Source organism: Rhodospirillum sp. A1_3_36 (assembly GCF_047263945.1).
Lineage (GTDB): Bacteria > Pseudomonadota > Alphaproteobacteria > Rhodospirillales > Rhodospirillaceae > Rhodospirillum.
Map to the genome: position 1 here is coordinate 60836 of NZ_JBLAVB010000017.1, position 18483 is coordinate 79318.

At 61.7% G+C, this 18483-nt stretch carries 15 protein-coding genes; 12 read left to right on the forward strand and 3 right to left on the reverse strand.

Translation table 11 applies throughout. The features are described 5' to 3' along the window. Nucleotides 1-358 precede the first annotated feature (358 nt). The 7 genes from ACLIRY_RS22275 (at nucleotide 359) to ACLIRY_RS22305 (ending at nucleotide 8351) form a co-directional block, all read left to right on the forward strand. Nucleotides 359-1561, forward strand: coding sequence for an ABC transporter substrate-binding protein (locus ACLIRY_RS22275; protein ID WP_413207627.1), 1203 nt, complete (start codon nucleotides 359-361; stop codon nucleotides 1559-1561). A gap of 71 nt (nucleotides 1562-1632) precedes the next feature. Further along, nucleotides 1633-2520, forward strand: a complete 888-nt coding sequence (locus ACLIRY_RS22280; RefSeq protein ID WP_413207628.1) for a branched-chain amino acid ABC transporter permease — start codon at nucleotides 1633-1635, stop codon at nucleotides 2518-2520. After that, nucleotides 2517-4280 carry a branched-chain amino acid ABC transporter ATP-binding protein/permease gene (locus ACLIRY_RS22285; protein WP_413207629.1) on the forward strand — a complete coding sequence of 588 codons (1764 nt, stop codon included), beginning with the start codon at nucleotides 2517-2519 and terminating at the stop codon, nucleotides 4278-4280. The genes ACLIRY_RS22280 and ACLIRY_RS22285 overlap by 4 nt, the downstream gene beginning before the upstream one ends. Continuing rightward, nucleotides 4273-4977, forward strand: a complete 705-nt coding sequence (locus ACLIRY_RS22290) for an ABC transporter ATP-binding protein (RefSeq protein WP_413207630.1) — start codon at nucleotides 4273-4275, stop codon at nucleotides 4975-4977. Before ACLIRY_RS22285 ends, ACLIRY_RS22290 begins: the two co-directional genes overlap by 8 nt. A gap of 4 nt (nucleotides 4978-4981) precedes the next feature. Next, entirely contained in the window at nucleotides 4982-5791 is an 810-nt protein-coding gene (gene fabG / locus ACLIRY_RS22295) for a 3-oxoacyl-ACP reductase FabG (RefSeq protein ID WP_413207631.1), read from the forward strand. Between the two features lie 93 nt (nucleotides 5792-5884). Further along, the gene (locus ACLIRY_RS22300) at nucleotides 5885-6685 is read left to right on the forward strand and encodes a shikimate dehydrogenase family protein (protein ID WP_413207632.1); all 801 of its coding nucleotides are present in this window, start codon (nucleotides 5885-5887) and stop codon (nucleotides 6683-6685) included. 28 nt (nucleotides 6686-6713) lie between these two features. Beyond that, nucleotides 6714-8351, forward strand: coding sequence for a GMC family oxidoreductase (locus ACLIRY_RS22305; protein ID WP_413207633.1), 1638 nt, complete (start codon nucleotides 6714-6716; stop codon nucleotides 8349-8351). A gap of 95 nt (nucleotides 8352-8446) precedes the next feature. Here ACLIRY_RS22305 and ACLIRY_RS22310 read toward each other — a convergent pair whose 3' ends face one another. The 3 genes from ACLIRY_RS22310 to ACLIRY_RS22320 are packed head-to-tail and all read right to left on the reverse strand — an operon-like array spanning nucleotide 8447 to nucleotide 12833. Then, nucleotides 8447-10828: a TIM-barrel domain-containing protein gene (locus tag ACLIRY_RS22310; RefSeq protein ID WP_413207634.1), complete on the reverse strand. Its 2382-nt coding sequence runs from the start codon at nucleotides 10826-10828 to the stop codon at nucleotides 8447-8449. A 2-nt stretch (nucleotides 10829-10830) separates the two neighbouring features. Next, on the reverse strand, nucleotides 10831-12138 hold the full coding sequence (locus ACLIRY_RS22315; RefSeq protein ID WP_413207635.1) for a TRAP transporter large permease: 1308 nt from the start codon (nucleotides 12136-12138) through the stop codon (nucleotides 10831-10833). Further along, nucleotides 12138-12833, reverse strand: coding sequence for a TRAP transporter small permease (locus ACLIRY_RS22320; RefSeq protein ID WP_413207636.1), 696 nt, complete (start codon nucleotides 12831-12833; stop codon nucleotides 12138-12140). Before ACLIRY_RS22320 ends, ACLIRY_RS22315 begins: the two co-directional genes overlap by 1 nt. 209 nt (nucleotides 12834-13042) lie before the next feature. Here ACLIRY_RS22320 and ACLIRY_RS22325 point away from each other — a divergent pair, with 209 nt between their 5' ends. From ACLIRY_RS22325 to ACLIRY_RS22345, 5 genes are all read left to right on the forward strand, one after another. Then, entirely contained in the window at nucleotides 13043-14023 is a 981-nt protein-coding gene (locus ACLIRY_RS22325) for a TRAP transporter substrate-binding protein (protein WP_413207637.1), read from the forward strand. A 243-nt stretch (nucleotides 14024-14266) separates the two neighbouring features. Further along, nucleotides 14267-16093, forward strand: a complete 1827-nt coding sequence (locus tag ACLIRY_RS22330; protein WP_413207638.1) for a glycoside hydrolase family 2 protein — start codon at nucleotides 14267-14269, stop codon at nucleotides 16091-16093. Next, complete coding sequence (locus ACLIRY_RS22335) at nucleotides 16090-16839, forward strand: FCD domain-containing protein (protein WP_413207639.1); 750 nt, start codon at nucleotides 16090-16092, stop codon at nucleotides 16837-16839. The genes ACLIRY_RS22330 and ACLIRY_RS22335 overlap by 4 nt, the downstream gene beginning before the upstream one ends. Before the next feature lie 56 nt (nucleotides 16840-16895). Next, nucleotides 16896-18062, forward strand: a complete 1167-nt coding sequence (uxuA, locus tag ACLIRY_RS22340) for a mannonate dehydratase (RefSeq protein ID WP_413207640.1) — start codon at nucleotides 16896-16898, stop codon at nucleotides 18060-18062. A 226-nt stretch (nucleotides 18063-18288) separates the two neighbouring features. After that, nucleotides 18289-18483: helix-turn-helix domain-containing protein (locus tag ACLIRY_RS22345; RefSeq protein WP_413207641.1), on the forward strand; the 195-nt coding region annotated here is incomplete at its 3' end.

Genomic DNA, 18483 nt, shown 5'->3' on the forward strand with positions numbered 1-18483 from the left:
ATTTTGGAGAGTTCTCGGAGTTTTCCGCCGCCTACGAGAGTGAAACGGGATCAGCTTGAGGCAAGCTGGCCCGGTTTCACCCTCGTTATACTCTGTGCCCTGCTCAGATCTGCAAGGGGTCACGGACCCTTTGATCCCATTGGTAAAAAACAAATGGGGGTCCGGGGCCTCAGGCCCCGGTGGGGGGCGGGGCAAAGCCCCGCGTTTTTCGGACTTTGAAGGAGACAGAGTATAAATAGACTTTAGAGTGCCGTCAAAATCAAGTCAGTCCAAGAAATAGACCAACTTGATCTCGGAGCATTCTAATGAAATGTTCTAAAAAAACGAAGAAATCAAAGTTTTCATTGGGAGGATGTTCATGTCGTTCAAGACTCTTTTGGCAACCACTGCAGTGGCCCTGTCCGTGCTTGCATCCCAGGCCATGGCGGATGTGAAGTTCGGAGCCCTGTATCCTTTCAGCGGCCAGTTGGCCCTGTTGGGCGAAGAAAGCGCCCGGGGCCTGGAGATCGCCGTCGATGAGATCAACGCCGCAGGCGGCGTGCAGGGCGAACAGGTGGTGCTCGTGCGCGGCGACGCCGTGGATAACAACCAAGCCATTGGCGAGGCCAGGCGGTTGATCTCCCTGGAGGGCGTCAAGGCGATTTTTGGCACCTATTCCTCCTCCCGCTCCATCGCCGCCAGTCAGGTGGCGGAATTGGCTGGCATTCCCTATTTCGAATTGGGTGCGGTGGCCGACGAGGTGACCGGACGGGGACTCTCCCATCTGTTCCGCACCAACCCCACCGCAGAAGATATGGGAAAGACCATCGTTGACATGATTGTCGACAAGGTGGCTTTCGGTTTGGGCAAGGCACCGACCGATCTGAAGATCGGTATCATCCACGAAGATAGCGCCTATGGCACGTCCGTTGCCGGTCACGAAAAGGCCTATGGCGAGAAGGCCGGACTGAACATCGTCTCCGTCCAGGGCTATCCGGCCTCCACCGTGGACATGTCCTCTCTGGTTCTGGACCTGAAGCAGAAGGGCGTGGATGTCGTTCTTCAGACCTCCTATCAGAATGACTCCGTTCTGTTTCTCCAGCAGGCCCATGAAGCCGGTTTCAAGCCCGGCGCCATCATTGGCGGCGGCGGCGGATACTCCATGCTTCCGACGGCCGAGGCCGTGGGCAAGGATGTGATCGACGGTGTTTTCGACGCGGACTTCACCCAGTACGCCGTGAACACCACCTTCACCCCGGGTCTGGAACAGTTTGTCGAAACCTATAAGGCGAAATACGGCGAGGAACCCCGTTCGGGTCACTCCCTGAACAACTACGTGGGTGCCTTGGCCCTGCTGCATGCCATCGACAAGGGGCAGGGCTTCGATGCGGAAGCCATCATTAAGGCAGCCAAGACCGTGGACTTGCCGGTGGGAGAGACAGCCACGGGATATGGCATTGAATTCGGTGAGAACAACCAGAATGAGCGGGCCTTCATGATGGGAATGCAGTGGCAGGACGGAAAGTTGGTCACCGTCTACCCTGACGCTGCGGCCGTGGCCGAGATGCGTTTCGCGAAATAACCATCGCGGGAGGCAGGGGGGCAGCACTGCCAGCTCCTCTGCCTCCCCTTTCTTTTGGAGAGCGGGACGCCATGGACACTTTTTTGCAAGTGGTGGTCAACGGGGTGATGCTCGGTGGGCTGTTCACCATCGTCGCCATCGGGCTGACCTTGATCTTTGGAATCGTCAAGGTCATCAACTTTGCCCACGGCGAATTCCTGATGCTGGGCATGTATTTAACCTATCTGCTGACCGTCGGCTGGGGGGTGCACCCCTATCTCACTGTGGTCGCGGTTGCCCCGGCGCTGTTCGTCTTTGGCGCCTTGACCCAACGGTTCATCATCCAGCCATTGCTGGCGGCCAAGGACGACCATGTCCAGATCTTTGCCACTGTTGGCCTGTCCACGGCGCTGATCAATCTCGCCTTGATGATTTTCGGAGCTGATATCGCCAATACGCCTGCCAGTGGCCTGCGGTCTGCCATCGAGTTGGGGCCCGTGCGGATCCTTGCGGGGCAGCTCTGGATTATGGTGGCGGCTGGGGTTTTGGTGTTCGTTCTCCATATGATGCTGAACCACACGCGCACGGGCCGGGCCATTCGGGCGGTCTCGCAGAACCGGGCAGCGGCTCAACTCATGGGCATCAATGTCCAGTGGATGTACATCCTGACCTTCGGTATCGGTGCAGCTTGCGTCGGTGTGGCCTCGACCCTGGTCGCGCCCCTTTACCCCACATCGCCCACCATTGGCACCTACTTCGTCCTGACGGCCTTCGTGGTCGTGGTGCTGGGCGGGTTGGGATCCATTACCGGCGCCTTTCTGGGGGCGATGATTATCGGATTGATTGACTCCTTGTCGGGCTTTTACATCGGCTCCGACCTGCGTGAGGCCGTCGTCTTCGGTGTGTTCCTGCTCATCCTCATTCTGAAACCGTCGGGACTGTTCGGCTCCCACACGACCCTGTCGCATGTGTCGCCATGATGAAATTCCCAATCCCCAAAACGTCCCTGGCGTTGGTGGCCCTGCTGGCGGCTTTGTTCCTCACCCCTGTCGTGATCGGGGATGAGTTCATCTATCACGTTTTCATCACCATCTGCGTCTTTGGGGCCTTGTCGACGGCCTGGAACATCGTCGGTGGCTTCGCCGGGCAGTTGTCCCTGGGGCATATGATCTTTTACGGGATCGGCTCCTATGTGGGCGTCATTCTCATGGGACATGGCATCAGCCCCTGGATCGGCATGTTTGTTGGCGCCGCGGTGGCCGTGGTGGTGGCCGTGGCGATCAGTTACCCCTGTTTCAAGCTGCACGGCCCCTTCTTCGCCCTGGCAACCATCGCCATGCTCGAGGTCTTCCGGGTCCTCACCTTGCATTTCCGGGATCTGACCGGGGGGGCGACGGGCTTGATGATCCAGCTGAAAATGGGTTGGGCCTGGATGGTCTTCCGCGAGCGTCTGCCGGCCTTGATCATCGCCTTTGGTCTGTTGCTGCTCTGCCTGGCCGTGGCCTGGATGATCCGCCACCGTCGGCTGGGGTTCCAATTGGTGGCAACCCGCGAACGGGAATCCGCAGCCAAGGCCGCAGGTGTGGCAACGGTGAAGGTGCGGTTGATCGCCGTAGCCACCTCCGCCGCATTGACAGCCATGGTTGGCACCTTCCACGCCATGTACCTCACCTTTATTGAGCCCGCCTCCGCCTTTTCGCTGACCATGTCCATCCAGATTGCCATGTTTGCCCTGATCGGTGGCATTGGAACGGTGGTGGGACCCCTGTTGGGCGCGCTGCTTCTGGTGCCCGTGACCGAACTGGCTCGGGGCGCCTTGGGGGCACATGGTTTGGGCTTACACGGTTTCGTCTATGGCGTCGTCTTGGTGCTGGCGGCCCTGTTCATGCCCAACGGGGTCATGGGCCTTGTCCAGCGTGTCACGCAGGGCAAGACGAACGTCCCCTCCAGTCAGGCCGAGGCCGTGGTTGCCATGCCCCGGGCGTCCGAGCCACCGCCGATCGGTGACGCCATTATGCGTGTCGAGGGATTGGACAAGTATTTCGGCGGCCTGCATGTGACAAACGAGGTCAGTTTCTCCCTGCATCAAGGGGAAATCCTCGGCTTGATCGGTCCCAACGGAGCGGGCAAGACGACGCTGTTCAACATGCTGTCCGGATTTCTGAAGGCTGACCGGGGCAGTGTCACGGTTCTGGACGATAAGGGCGCCTGGATCGCCCCCGAGACCCCCATGGACTGCGCCGCCCTGGGCCTGGGCCGGACGTTCCAGATCGTCCAGCCATTCGCCGCCATGAGCGTTGAGGAAAACATCATGGTCGGTGCCTTCCACCGCCACAAGGATCCATCCGACGCCCGCGAGGCGGCCCGGGAGACGGCCCACCGCATGGGGCTGGCTCCCTATCTCCAGGCGGAGGCGCGGGGGTTAACCATTGGCGGGCTGAAACGTCTGGAGGTGGCCCGGGTCATGGCCATGGAGCCCCGTATCCTGCTGCTCGACGAGGTCATGGCCGGTATCAACCAGACCGATGTGCGCCGTGCCATCGACCTGATGCTGTCCATCCGGGACAGGGGGGTGAGCATCATCGCCATCGAGCACGTGATGCAGGCGGTCATGTCCCTGTCCGACCGGGTCATTGTGCTCAACTCCGGCACCATCATCGCCGAGGGCAAGCCCCAGGATGTGGTGCGCGATCCCGAAGTGGTGGAAGCCTATCTTGGAAAGGACTTCGCCCATGCTTGAACTGCGGGATATCGACGCGGGCTACGGGCCGACCTCCATCCTTCACGGTGTCTCGCTGACCGTTGAGGCGGGCGAAGTGGTCACCATCGTTGGCGGCAATGGGGCAGGCAAGACCACGACCTTGCGGACCATCGCCGGGCTGATCAAACCCACCAAGGGGGCCATCCTGTTCGAGGGCGAGGATATCACCGGCTTGGCAGCCCACGAGGTGGTGGATCTGGGAATCACCTTGATCCCCGAGGGGCGCCAGCTTTTTCCTGATATGACCGTGCGGGAAAACCTCCTGATGGGCGCCTATCGCAAGGGTGCCCGGGCCAGCCAGAAGCAAACCCTGGAGGAGGTTCTGGATCTTTTTCCCCGGGTGCGGGAGCGGTCGGAGCAGCAGGCCTCCTCCCTGTCCGGTGGCGAGCAGCAGATGGTGGCCATCGCCCGGGGCATGATGGCCAAACCCAAACTTCTGATGTTCGACGAACCCTCCTTGGGTCTGGCGCCCATCATCGTCTCCCAGGTCTTCGATGTGATCGCGCGCATCAAGGCCACGGGGGCGACGGTGCTGATCGTCGAGCAGAATGTCTTCCATACCTTGAAGGCCGCCCATCGCGGATACGTCCTGGAAAATGGCGAAGTGGTTCTGAGCGACAGGGCCGACGCGCTGTTGACCAACGACCACATCCGCCAAGCCTATTTGGGGATCTGAGATCATGAGTGAACGGGACAATATTCCCAACATCCTGAAAAACCGGGACAGCCACCTGCGCCGCCGGGTCCTGGTGACCGGCGCAGCCAACGGCATCGGTCGCTCCATCGCCTTGGGCTTTGCCGCGCGGGGGGCCAGCGTCGGTGTTGCCGACATGAAGCCCGACGACGTGAGTCGGGTTCATGCTGAAATCATGGCCCTGGGCCGAGGAACGGCTGTGCCCTTGACCGTCGACGTGAGTGATTACGATGCCCTTGAGGCGGCCCTGACCAATGCGGCCAGCGCAATGGGAGGGGCTTTCGACACGGTGATCAACAACGCGGGCATCTCTCCCAAACACGACGGAGTTGCCCACAGGATTTGGGAGCTGGATCCCGGCGAATGGCGCCGGGTGGTGGATGTGAACCTGACGGGGGCCTTCAACACCGTGCGGGCCTTGGTACCGTCTATGGTTGAGGCCCGGCGGGGCTGGATCGTCAACATGTCCTCCATTGCCGGGCAGACCTATTTTCCCATAGTGGCCAGCCATTACGCCGCCACCAAGGCGGCTATCATCGGGTTCACCAAGCATCTGGCGGGAGAACTCGGTCCCCATGGTATCCGGGTCAATGCCATGGCTCCTGGACGGATCGAAACGCCGATGGTGCGCGGTGTGGCACCGGAAGTGAACGCCGAGCAGGTGCGTATGACTCCCATGGGCCGCCTGGGCCAGCCCGAGGAGGTGGCCGACGTGGCCCTGTGGTTGACCAGTCCGGAATCCAGCTTCGTCACTGGCCAGACCATAGATGTGGCCGGCGGTCTCGGCATGACCTGAGCGGGTGTTTCGATTGCGTCGCGATGTTTCCCACCGCCGTCCTCTATACAGTTTCTCGCTCGCCGACACGGAGCCCTTCAAGGAAGTGATGTCATGACCACCGAGATCACCGGTACCACCCGTCTATTCGGGATCGCCGCCGACCCCATTCATCACGTCAAAACGCCCCAAGTCTTCAACGCCTTCCTTCGTGAGAGGGGGATCGATGGCGTGTTGGTGCCCTTCCACGTCCAGCCCAACGGCTTGGACGCCTTTTGTCAGGGCCTGCGGCACCTGGAGAACTGTGGCGGTATCATCGTCACCGTCCCCCACAAAACGGCCATCGTCGATCTTTGTGATACGGTCACCGACGAGGCCGCGAGAGTGGGGGCCGTGAATTGCATCCGTCGGGATCCGGATGGGCGATTGGTGGGCACCATTCTCGACGGCATTGGCTTTGTCGAGGGACTGAAGGACGCGGGGATCGATCCCAAGGGCATGCGAGCCTATCTGGCGGGCGCCGGAGGGGCGGCCAGTGCCATCGCTTTTGCCCTGGCCGGGGCGGGCGTGGCCAGTTTGACCATTGGCAACAGAACCAAAGCCAAGGCCGAAGACCTGGCCGAACGCATCGCCCGGTCCTATCCGGATCTGCGGCTCTCCACCGATGCTGCGGCCGTGGCCAACCAGGACTTGGTGGTCAACGGGACCTCGGTGGGCATGGCTGACGGGGAGGGGGCGGCCTTGGACCTGGACCAACTCCACGCCGCTCAAGTGGTGGCCGAGGCGATCATGGCGCCGTCCATGACACCGTTGCTCAAGGCGGCGGAGGCCAGGGGCTGTCGGCTTCAACCGGGGTTACCCATGCTTCAGTCCCAAATCACGCTGATGGCCCGCCATTTGCGGCTCACCGACTGATCCATTACCGGGAATGCGGGAGCAAGCCATGGACACCAAAGCGGACCAAACCCACGATTACATTATTGTTGGCGGAGGGACAGCGGGCTGTGTGCTCGCCAATCGGTTGACTGCCAGCGGCCGGTACCGCGTCCTTCTTTTAGAGGCCGGGGGCGAGGGCCGTAATCCTTGGATCACCATTCCCGCAGGGTTCTACAAGCTCCTCACCAACCCCCGCTACAATTGGCAGTTCAAGACCGATCCGGAACCCGGTACCGGCAACCGGGAAATTGCCATTCCCCGGGGCAAGGGGCTTGGGGGATCCACCCTGATCAACGGCATGATCTGGGTCCAGGGCCAACCCCAGGATTATGACGCCTGGGCCCAATCCGGTTGCCCGGGGTGGAGTTTCCAGGACGTGGCGCCGATCTTTCGACGGGTCGAGCACTATAGGGGGCCGGTCACCCAGGCGCTCCGGGGCGACGCGGGTCCCATGCCGATCAACGAAGTCGTGGAACGTCCAGCCATCGCCGAGGCCTTCCTGGATGCGGCAGAAGCGGCAGGTATCCCCCGCACCTCCGATTATAACGGCCCGTCCCAGGACGGCGTTGGCTTCTATCAGGTCAACCAACACAATGGTCAGCGGGTCAGTGCCGCAGCCGCCTACCTGGCTCCGGCACGAAACCGGCCCAATTTGCGGGTGGAAACGGGCGTCCATGCTACGGGACTGACCTTCGATGGGTCTCGGGTGACAGGTGTTTCCGCCGTAAAGGGGGGGCGTCGGGTTTCCTACACCGCCCAAGGGGAAGTCATCCTGGCCGTAGGCGCCATCCAGTCTCCCCAGGTGTTGGAGCTGTCCGGCATCGGAGATCCGGCGGTGCTGGGGGCGATCGGTGTTGATGTCCGCCATGCCCTACCCGGTGTGGGGACCAACTATGTGGACCACTTTTGCACGCGCTTGAATTGGCGGGTGAGCCAGCCTGTTACCTTGAACGAAGAAACCCGGGGTCTCCGCCTTGTCGGCAATGTTCTGCGTTATCTGACCCAACGCAGGGGTGTTCTGACCTTCGGCACGGGGCTGGCCCATGGCTTTGCACGGACCCGGGATGGACTGGAGGGGCCAGATATCCAGTATTTCTTCATGCATGCCAGCTACGCCAACGCTGCGGAACGCAAGCTGGAACGGAAACCGGGGATGACCCTGGGGGTGACCCAGCTTCGCCCCAAATCCCGTGGGACGATTCATGCGCGGTCCCCCGATCCTTTCGACCAGCCGGCCATTCGGCCTAACTTTCTGGACCTGGAGGAAGACCGCCGCTGCATGGTGGCGGGGATGCGCCTAGGCCGGACCATCCTGGAGCAGGCGCCCATGGATGCCTATCGGCGGCGGGAGATGAGCCCCGGCCCGGGCTGCCAGGAGGATGCGGACTGGCTTCGCTTCGCCCGGGAAACGGGGCAAACCATTTACCATGCCGCAGGCACCTGCCGCATGGGCGTCGATCCGAACGCCGTGGTTGATCCCCGTTTGCTGGTCCACGGGATCCGAGGGCTACGCGTGGTGGATGCCTCGGTCATGCCCGCCATGGTTTCGGGCAATACCCAGGCCGCAGTCTTCATGATTGCGGAAAAGGGCGCGGACATGATCCTGGAGGATGCTCAAAAACTTATAGATATTCGGTCTCCTTGAAGACGCGAAAAATGCGGAGCTTTGCCCCGCTCCCCACTGGGGCCGTAAGGCCCCAGACCCCAGGCATTTATTGGCCGATTCACTCTCAAGCGATGTCACGGAAAGAGGGCGATGCTCTCCCCGGAGCGGACGTCCGAGCCATTGACGGCCAGTCGCCTTGTCTCGCTCTGGGGCAACAGGATCGTGATCCGGTCATGGGCCGGGCGATGGGACCCCTCGGCGGTCCAGGAGAGGGAGATGGTCTCGGTCTCTCCGCGCAGAGTGAAGCGGGTCAGCCTGTGGTTTTCGGCCAAGGCGTTGGCGGACAGGCCGTCGTCTGAGTACTCGCGGCTTTCTCCAACCTGACCCGGAGGGGGCGGGAAGACCGCCCAGATCCGGTTGGTGTCCTTGCTGGCGTCGGCTCGGGTCAATCCCTCGGCGAGGGGCAAGACCGCCCCGCCCCGGGCGAAGAGGGGGATGCTCGACAGGTCGACGGTGAGAGACAGCCCCTCTCCGCCAGGGTGCCAACGGCCCTCACCGATATCCCACCAGCCCGTGTCGTTTTGAGGGAGGGTGACCGACCGTGTCACGGCGCCCGGTTCCACCACATTGGCGACCAGAAGGTCCCGACCGATCAGGAAATCATCGGTTTCTTCGAAGCAACGGGGGTCCGCCTCGTGGTCGAGGAAGGTTGGGCGGAGCATGGGCTCGCGCTCGGTCACACAGCGGTGGAGGACCGAGTACAGGTAGGGAATGAACCGGTAGCGCAGGTGGATGGCGTCCCGGATCAGTGGTGTGACCTCTGGAAACATCCAGGGTTCGTTGACCGTGCCATCGTCGTTCCAGGAATGGATGGTGAAACGCGGATGGAAGATGCCATTCTGGACCCAGCGGACAAAGAGTTCCGGCTCGGGACGCGGCCCGGCGAAGCCGCCCACGTCATGGCCGACATTGAACAGACCCGAGAGGGACATGCCCAGGCCCATGCGGATGTTATAGCGCAGGGTCTCCCAGGAGGTGCGGTTGTCTCCGGACCAGGTCTGGGCATAGCGCTGGAGGCCCGGTGAGCCCGAGCGGGAGATGAGGTAGGGCCGCTTGTTTGGGGCATGGGTCACCTGGGCCTCGTGGGAGGCCCGGGTCATCAGGACGGGCATCAGCGGACGGATGAGACCAATCTCCACCGGCTTGCCGAACCCCTGGCAGAGGGCGGTGGAGTCCCAGATTTCATATTCGTTGTTGTCGTTCCAGGTGGAGCCGATCCCCAGATCCAACAGTTTCTCGGTGACATTGGCGCGCCACCAGGCGACCGTATCGGGGTTGGTGAAATCCAGGTGGGATCCCTCGTCGTCCCAGAAGGCGGAGCGTTCCGGGGCGCCGGTCTCGGCCTCTCGCACGAAAAGACCGGCCTTGGCCGCCTCGTCATAGCGGGGGTGGTCCTGGAGCAGGCAGGGCTTGATGTTGGCCGCCAGATGAACACCGGCCTCGGCGAAGGTGTGGGCCATGCCCTTGGGGTCGGGAACCTTGTCGTGGTTCCAGTTGAACACATAGCGTTTGGCGCCGATCGAGGTGTAACCCGAGGACATTTGGAAACTGTCGCAGGGAATGTCGTGTTCGTCGATCAGGCGAAGGAAACCCTCCAGCCGGGCTTGGGCGTCGGGGGCATCGGTATACAGCATGGTCGAACCGGAATAGCCCAGGCTCCAAAGGGGCGGGAAGGCGGTGCCGCCGGTCAGACGCTCCTGGGTTTTGACGACCTCCAGCAGGCTGGGGGCCCAACTCAGGTAATAATCCAGATCCCCGTCTTCGGCGCGGTAGGCGCGGAAGGGCTTGTGGTAGTTGTCCAGCTCGTTGCCCAGGTCGTACCAACAGGTGGCGAGGTTGTCATGGAACAGCCCGACCGTCCCCGCGCCCTCCGTCCGCGTCAGGGTGAAGGGGATATGTTTGTACAAGGGGTCGGTGGTCCGTGCATCGTAACCCATGGCGTCCAGATCGCGCATCTCATAGCGTTGACCGGTGCGCTCCAGCGGACCGGCCTTTTCGCCCAGGCCATAAACCCGTTCCCCGGGGTGGCGCAGCAGAAAGTGCGCATGGGCATGGTCCCGAACACCGAGCATATAGGCCCCCGTGGGCCGATCCTGGGCGATCGGGCGGAAGAGACCGTCGGCTCCCCGTGCCTCCCAGGACAGGGCCAGGGGCTGGGTGATGGTGACCCGCAGGGTTTGCGTCGTCAGGGTGATCCGGTCGGCCTCCTGTTCCAGGGAGAAGGAGGGCAGAGCGAAACCGTCCAGGCTCTCGCGGGGGCGGCCGCTCCAGGGGACATCCCCATCGGGCGCGATGCTCCAGGTCCGGTCGAGGCGGAAGGCGCCGTCCTTGCGCAGATGCACGCGGATCAGTGCGTCTTCGAGGACAAGGATGGTGAAGAGATGCCGGTCTTCGACGCGGAACTCCAGGCCATTGTCGAGGACCCGGGCCAGTGTCCAGGTTTTGAGAGTCTTCATGATCAGAGTCCGTAGCCGAGGAGCAGGCGGGGCAGGAAGAGGCTGATGTCCGGAACGTAGGTGACGACCATGAGCAGGACGATGAGGACGGCATAGAACGGCAGCATGGGTTTCAGGACCTCGTTGATCGAGGTCTTGCCCACCGAGCAGCCGATGAACAGGGCCGATCCCACGGGCGGGGTACAGATGCCGATACACAGATTAAGGGTCATCATCACGCCGAAATGCACCGGATCCATCCCCAGATCGGTCACCACCGGAAGGAAGATCGGCGTGAAGATCAGCAGTGCCGGGGTCATGTCCATGAAAGCGCCGACCAGGAGCAGCAGGAGATTGATGATCAGCAGCAACACAAGGGGGTTTTCGGAAAGCGACAGCAGGATGTCCGAGATGGTGTAGGGAATGTCGGCGAAGGCCATGGCCTTGGACATGGCAATGGAGCAGCCGATCATCAGCAGCACGATGGAGGTGGTGACGGCGGATTCCAGGATGATCCCCGGCAGGTCTTTCAGGGAAATCTCCCGGTACCAGACCAGGGCCAGGAACAGGGTGTACAGGACGGCGGCGGCGGAGGCCTCGGTGGCGGTGAAGATGCCGCCGATGATCCCCCCCATGATGATGACAATCAGGCCCAGGGGAAGCATGGCGTCCAGGGTCTTGCGGCGCACCTCTGGCCAACTGGGGCGATCGGCCACGGGATACCCCCGCTTCTTCGCCATGACGCCCGCAGCGATCATCAGCCCCAGACCCATGAGGATGCCGGGCAGATAACCCGCCACGAACAGGGCCGCAACCGACGTGCCGTTGGTGATCAGGGAGAAGACGATGAAGGTGGTGCTGGGGGGGATCAGCAGACCCGTGGGACAGGAGGTGATATTGACGGCGGCGGAGAAGTTGGGATCGTAGCCATCCTTCTTCTGCAAGGGCGCCATAACGCCACCAACCGCCGCCGCCGAAGCCACGGCGGATCCCGAGATCGCCCCGAACATCATGTTCGCCAGGATGTTGCAATGGGCCAGGGCACCGGGCAGGCGTCCTCCCAACAATTTGGCGAATTCGATCAGACGCAGGGCGATGCCGCCCCGGTTCATGATATTGCCAGCCAGAATGAAAAAGGGGATGGCCAGCAACGTGAAGCTGTCCAGGCCCGACGCCATCTGCTGGGCGGTGATGAAAACTGCCTTGTCGAAGGGCATAAAGGTCATGAAGGTGACCGTAGCGCCGATGCCGATGGCAAAGGCGATGGGCACCCCAAAGGCCATGAGCAGGCCAAATGTCCCGAACAGGACCAGAGCGCTTTGCAGTTCCATCAGGTCCGCTCCCCTTTGGCAGCCAGGGTGTCCGCGGGAGAGGCGGGGGATGTTCCCGCGTCTGTGTCTCCGTCTTTAGGGGGGGCCTTGGACCCCAGGATGTCGATCAGGAACCCCAGGCAGTAAAAGACGATGAGCGCGCCGGAGAGCGGTATGGCGCCGTAAACATACCCCATGGGCAAGCGTAGAACGGGGGAGACCTGACCCGAGGCCAGAGTCTTCATCATCAATTGCTGGCCGCCGTACATCATCACCAGGACCGCAAAGGCGGCGATGGCCAGCACGACAGCGGCATGGAGGATCTTGACCCGGACCCCGGTCAGGAACCCCGTCAGGAAATCAATGGCGAGGTGGCGCCCCCGGCCATAGGTGTAGGCGCCCCCGAACAGGGCTGCCCAAATGAAAAGAAACCGCGCCAACTCATCGGTGACGGTGGTTGGCGCCCCGATGGCGAAGCGGGAAAAGACCTGCCAGAAGACGCAGGCGATCAGAAGGACGAAATCCAGGACAATCAACGTCCCAAGGACGGCGTCAACGACGGCGGTCATCCGTTTCATGGAGTCCTCCCGTTTGCCCATACGGAACGGGTCCATGACCATCTTGGCCAGGGGTGCCTTGGCATCTTTCGCCTCCCGGACCTGGCTGTCCCATGGGGAGCGTTTCAGGTCTCTTGATTGGTTTGTTGGATGGGGCACGCGCCCCCCCTTGCCCATACCCTTCCCCCAAACGGCAAATTGGTCAACCAATTTTGCGAAACTGGTTGACTACATGGCCAGACTGGCCAACCCTTAAGGCCGCCGTGAAATCCGATTGCTCAGTCAACACCACCGCGCTTGATGACCAGGCGGAGGGGCAGGTCGGGTGCCGGTCGTGAAAAGCATCTGAAAAGACGGAGGAAACGGATATGAAACTGCGCCATTGCCTTAGTGCGTTGGTTGGAGCGGCCCTGTTGGCGACGGGAGGGATCGCCGAGGCGCGAACGCTGCGGCTCAATCACAACAACCCGGAAGATCACCCGGTTCATAAGGCTGCGGTGTTCATGGGGAAGCGCCTTGAGGAACTCACGAACGGTGATTTGAAGATCCGCGTCTATGCCAACGCCCAGTTGGGGACCCAGCGCGAGTCGATGGAGATGGTCCAGAACGGTCTTCTGGACATGGCGCGGTCCAACGCCAGCGAGTTGGAGGCCTTCGAGGAGTCCTACAGCGCTCTCAATCTGCCGTATATCTTCAAGAATGAACAACACTACTACGACGTGCTCAGTGGTGATATTGGCGCTGATATTCTCGCTTCGTCGAAGGACAAGGGGTTCATTGGCGTGGCCTTCTATGTGGAAGGCGCAAGGTCCTTCTACGCCAACAAGGAAATCAAATCTCCGGCCGATCTGAAGGGAATGAAAATCCGCGTGCAGCCCAGCCCCTCCGCCATCCGCATGGTCGAGCTTCTGGGCGGGATTCCCACCCCGATCGCCTATGGCGAACTGTATAGCGCTCTCCAGCTTGGTGTGGTCGACGGAGCGGAGAACAATCCGCTGGCTCTGACCACCTCTCGCCATGGCGAGGTTGCCAAGGTCTATTCCAACGACCAGCACACGATGATTCCCTCGGTGGTCATGATCTCGACCCAGACCTGGGACTCCCTGTCCGAGGAGGAACAGAAGGCACTCATGCAGGCGGGGCGGGAGTCCATGGATTACGCCCGGAAGCTCTGGAACGAGCAGGAAGCCTTGGGCATCGAGCAGGCCAAGAAAGAGCTGGGCGTGAAGTTCATCGAAGTCGACAAGGGGCCCTTCGTCGAGGCGGTTCTGCCCATGCATGAGGAAGCTGCGGCCAAGTCACCGCGGGTCGCCGATCTGATCAAGCGGATCAAGGCACTCGACGAGTAACATTATACTCTGTCTCCTTGAAAAACTGAAAAACGCGGGGCTTTGCCCCGCCCCCCAACCGGGGCCCGAGGCCCCGGACCCCCTTTGGGATCAAAGGGTCCGCGACCCTTTGCGGGTCTGGGCAGAGCCCAGAAACTGCGAAGCAGGTTTTCCGGATGTTCGAGGAAACGACGTATACGTGACGGCCGCCCCGCTCTCCCTTCGGTGGGGCAGCTTTCAGGGTCAGGAAAAGAGAGGTCCACCGTGCTTGAACGATCCGAATTGGCGGAAAACGCCCTCCAGGCGCTCCATGACGAGGACTATGATGTCCCGTTCAACACCCAATCCCTCAACCACCGGACCATGATCTTCACCGGGGGGCGGCAGGCCCGCTCCCTGGATGGCTCCTGGAATTTCTGCGTTGACCTGCTCGACACGGGGCTGCGCCAAAAGTGGTTCACCATGGAGCCCCTGGCGGCGGACGAGCGGACGGAGCCCTGGGATTACGATCCCTATGTCGGAGAGACCACGCCGGTTCCCTCCTGCTGGGCCATGGTCAAGGAAAAATGGTACTTCTTCGAAGGCAGTGCCTGGTACACCCGTGCCCTGGACATGGAGACCGTGGCGACGGATCGCCGCTATTTCCTGCGGGTTGGCGCAGCCCAATACGACTGCAAGGTTTTCCTGAACGGCCAATTCATCGGCAACCACCTGGGCGGGTCGACCCCCTTTTTCGCCGAGTTGACCGGCCCTCTGCAGACCGGCCGCAACTGGCTCATGCTGATGGTCAACAATACCCGCAGCCTGACCCGCGTTCCCATGCGAAACACCGATTGGTTCAACTACGGTGGGATCTATCGCGAGGTGTCGTTGTATGAGACGCCGGTGACGGTGATCCGGGACCTGTTCGTTTCCCTGGCAGAGGGACCCGGCTTCAATCGGATCCGCGCCGAGGTGGAGGTCAACGGACCCGCCGCCGAGGCCCGCCTGGAGATTGCAGAGCTGGGGATCGACCAAACCATTCCGCTGGATGGGGACGGGAAGGGGGAGCTTGTTTTCGACGCCGCACCGACGCTCTGGTCGCCGGACAATCCCAAGCTCTATGACCTGCGACTGAGCGCAGGTGGGGATCTTGTCACGGATCGGGTGGGGTTCCGCCGGATCGAGCGCGAGGGAACGGATCTTCTCCTGAACGGTGCGCCGCTCTTCCTGCGGGGCATCTCCGTCCACGAGGACGACGCGGTGACCGGCAAGGTGACCAGCGAAGAGGATCTGCGCCGCCGGTTTGCCCATGCCCGTGAATTGAACTGCAACTACCTGCGCCTTGCCCATTATCCCCACCACGAACGCGCCGCCCAACTGGCCGACGAACTGGGGTTCCTGTTGTGGGAGGAGATCCCCGTCTATTGGGCCATCGCCTTCGACAACCCGGAGACCTATCGGGATGCGGAAAACCAACTGCTGGAACTGATCCGCCGCGACCGCAATCGGGCGAGCGTCATCATCTGGTCCGTGGGCAATGAAAACCCCGATACGGATGCGCGCCTCGCCTTCATGCGCGGTCTCGCGGAAACGGCCAAGCGGGTCGATCCCACGCGGCTGACCTCCGCGGCCTGTCTTGTCAACCACGCGCGCAAATGTATTGAGGACCGCCTAGCCGCACATATCGATGTGATTGGCCTGAACGAATATTACGGGTGGTACGAGGAGAATTTCGAGGATCTCGGGGAGATCGGTCGCAACTCCAGGCCGGACAAGCCCGTCCTCATCTCCGAAACGGGGGCCGATGGGGCCATTGGGGGAGGCATCGGGCCGGAGGGACCCAGTCGGGGGTTGTTCAGCGAGGACTACATGCGCGAGGTGTATGAAAAGCAGATCGATACGCTGCGGCATCTTGACTACGTCAAGGGCATGTCGCCCTGGATTCTCTATGACTTCCGGGTGGAGCGACGGCAGAACGTGTTTCAGCGCGGTTACAATCGGAAGGGACTAATCGGCGCAGATAAGTCCACGAAAAAGGCGGCGTTTCACGTTCTTGCGGCCTATTACGCGGAGCGTGCGGCCAGCCCGGAAAAGGGGCGGCGGGAATGAACAGCGGCAGGGGGAAACGGCGCTATCAGGATGTGGCGGAGGATCTGAGGAAGGCCATCCTCGAAGGGGGCTACCGTGTCGGTGACCGCCTGTGGACCGAACGCCAGATTTCAGCGGATTTGGAGGTCAGCCGCTCCATTGTGCGCGAAGCGGTGATCATGTTGGAGGTCGAGGGGCTGGTCGATGTGCGCAAGGGGTCGGGTCTCTATGTTGCCCGGACACCGGAACCGGGCGCCAGTCAGCCCCGGGGAGACATTGGCCCGTTCGAATTGCTCCAGGCCCGTCAAATTCTGGAAAGCAGCATTGCGGCCTTCGCTGCCACGATGGTCACCAAGGCCGACGTGCTGCGGATGCGCGAGGCCCTGGACATGGAACGCAAGGCCATCGAAGCCGACTCCGACGATTATTCGGGTGATGAGTTGTTCCATCGTTTGATCGCCGAAGCCTCGCAGAATGCCGTGTTGGTGGACATGCTCGATCAGCTTTGGCGTAAGCGTGAGTTGAGTCCCATGTGGGCGCGGCTGCACGAGCGCATCTTCGACCGGGGCTACCGCACCCGCTGGCTGGACGATCACCAGGCCATTTTGACGGCTCTCCAATGCCGGGACCCGGTGCAGGCCCGCGATGCGATGTGGCGGCACCTCGAGAACGTGCGGCAAACCCTTCTCGAACTGTCCGACGTGGATGATCCGGAGTTCGATGGGTACCTCTTTCACACAGATCCGGTGATCGCGCGGACCGGCTGACCCGAAGTCGCGTGATGGGTTCCGTGGTTTGCGTGACATTGAAAGGCGATAGGACGATGAAACAGACGTGGCGTTGGTTTGGACCGCAGGATCCGGTATCCCTCAGGGATATCCGGCAAGCCGGAGCAACGGGCGTTGTCACGGCGCTGCATGACCTACCCAATGGCACGGTCTGGCCGGTCGAGGCCATTGCCGCACGCAAGGCGGCGATTGAGGCTGCGGGCCTGAGCTGGGACGTGGTGGAGAGCATTCCGGTCCATGAGGATATCAAGACGGCCGCTCCGGGCTGGCGCGTCCATGCGGAGGCCTGGGCCCAGACCGTGCGGAACTTGGCCGCATGCGGTATCCATGTGATCTGCTACAACTTCATGCCAGCGCTGGACTGGACCCGCACGGATCTGACCTATGAGCTACCCGACGGGGCGCGGTGTCTTCGCTTCGATCACACACGCTACGTTGCCTTCGACCTGTTCATCCTGCAACGGCCGGGCGCTGAGGCGGAGCATACGCCGGAGACGATCGCAGAGGCCCGGGCCGTCTTCGACGCCATGAGCGAAGCGGAGAAGGAAGCGCTTACACGGACGATTATCGCGGGCTTGCCGGGGGCTGAGGAAAGCTACACCTTGGCGGCCTTCCGCGAGCGGTTGGCCGCCTATGACGGTGTGGACGCGGACATTTTGCGGGATCGTTTGCGGGACTTCCTCCGTATTGTCGCACCCGTCGCCGAGGAGGTGGGCACGCTGCTGGCGATCCATCCAGACGACCCCCCACGGCCCCTGTTTGGTCTGCCGCGCATTGTCTCGACACTTGAGGATATGGCCACCATCTCCGCCATGACCGATGGTGCGACCAACGGCTTTACCCTGTGCACGGGATCCTATGGCGTGCGGGCTGATAACGACATCGTGAAAATGATCGAGCGTTTCGCCGAGCGGATTCACTTCGTCCACGTGCGGTCCACGCGTCGGGAGGAGAACCAGATGAGCTTCCATGAGGCGGCGCATCTGGATGGCGATCTGGATATTGTCTCCATCGTCGAGGCTCTGGTGAAAGTGGAGCGACGGTTGAACCGGGCCATTCCTTTCCGCCCGGACCATGGACATCAGATTTTGGATGACTTGCGCCGGGCATCCACGCCGGGCTATCCCGCCATCGGTCGGCTCAAAGGACTTGCGGAAGTGCGGGGCGTTGAGCAGGCGGTCAGACGATTTCTGTCCTCGTGAGTACCCGTCAGGCCAAGGTGCCTCTTCCGGATGTTCGAGGACACAGTGTATATATAGATTGTCGAGTGCCTTCGAGGCTAGAGCATGTTGCGTGACATGTGATTCACGCAACATGCTCTAAACCTCTGATACCAAAGGCCCTTGATTATGACTCGTTGGGGGCGGCTCGGAGATTCCCAAGCGGTTCGGATTGTGATTCCCTTCCTTGAGGCAGAAGGAGGGAGCCATGGTTGTCGCGATAACTCGAAGGGATTTGACGGTGAAGGATCTCCGCGGAGCGGCGTCGCGGACCTCGGATGGCGATGCTGCCCGCCGCATATTGGCGATCGCTCTGGTTTTGGAGGGAGCGGACCGCAAGTCGGCGGCGGAGACTTGCGGCATGGACCGTCAAACGCTTCGAGACTGGGTCCATCGTTACAAT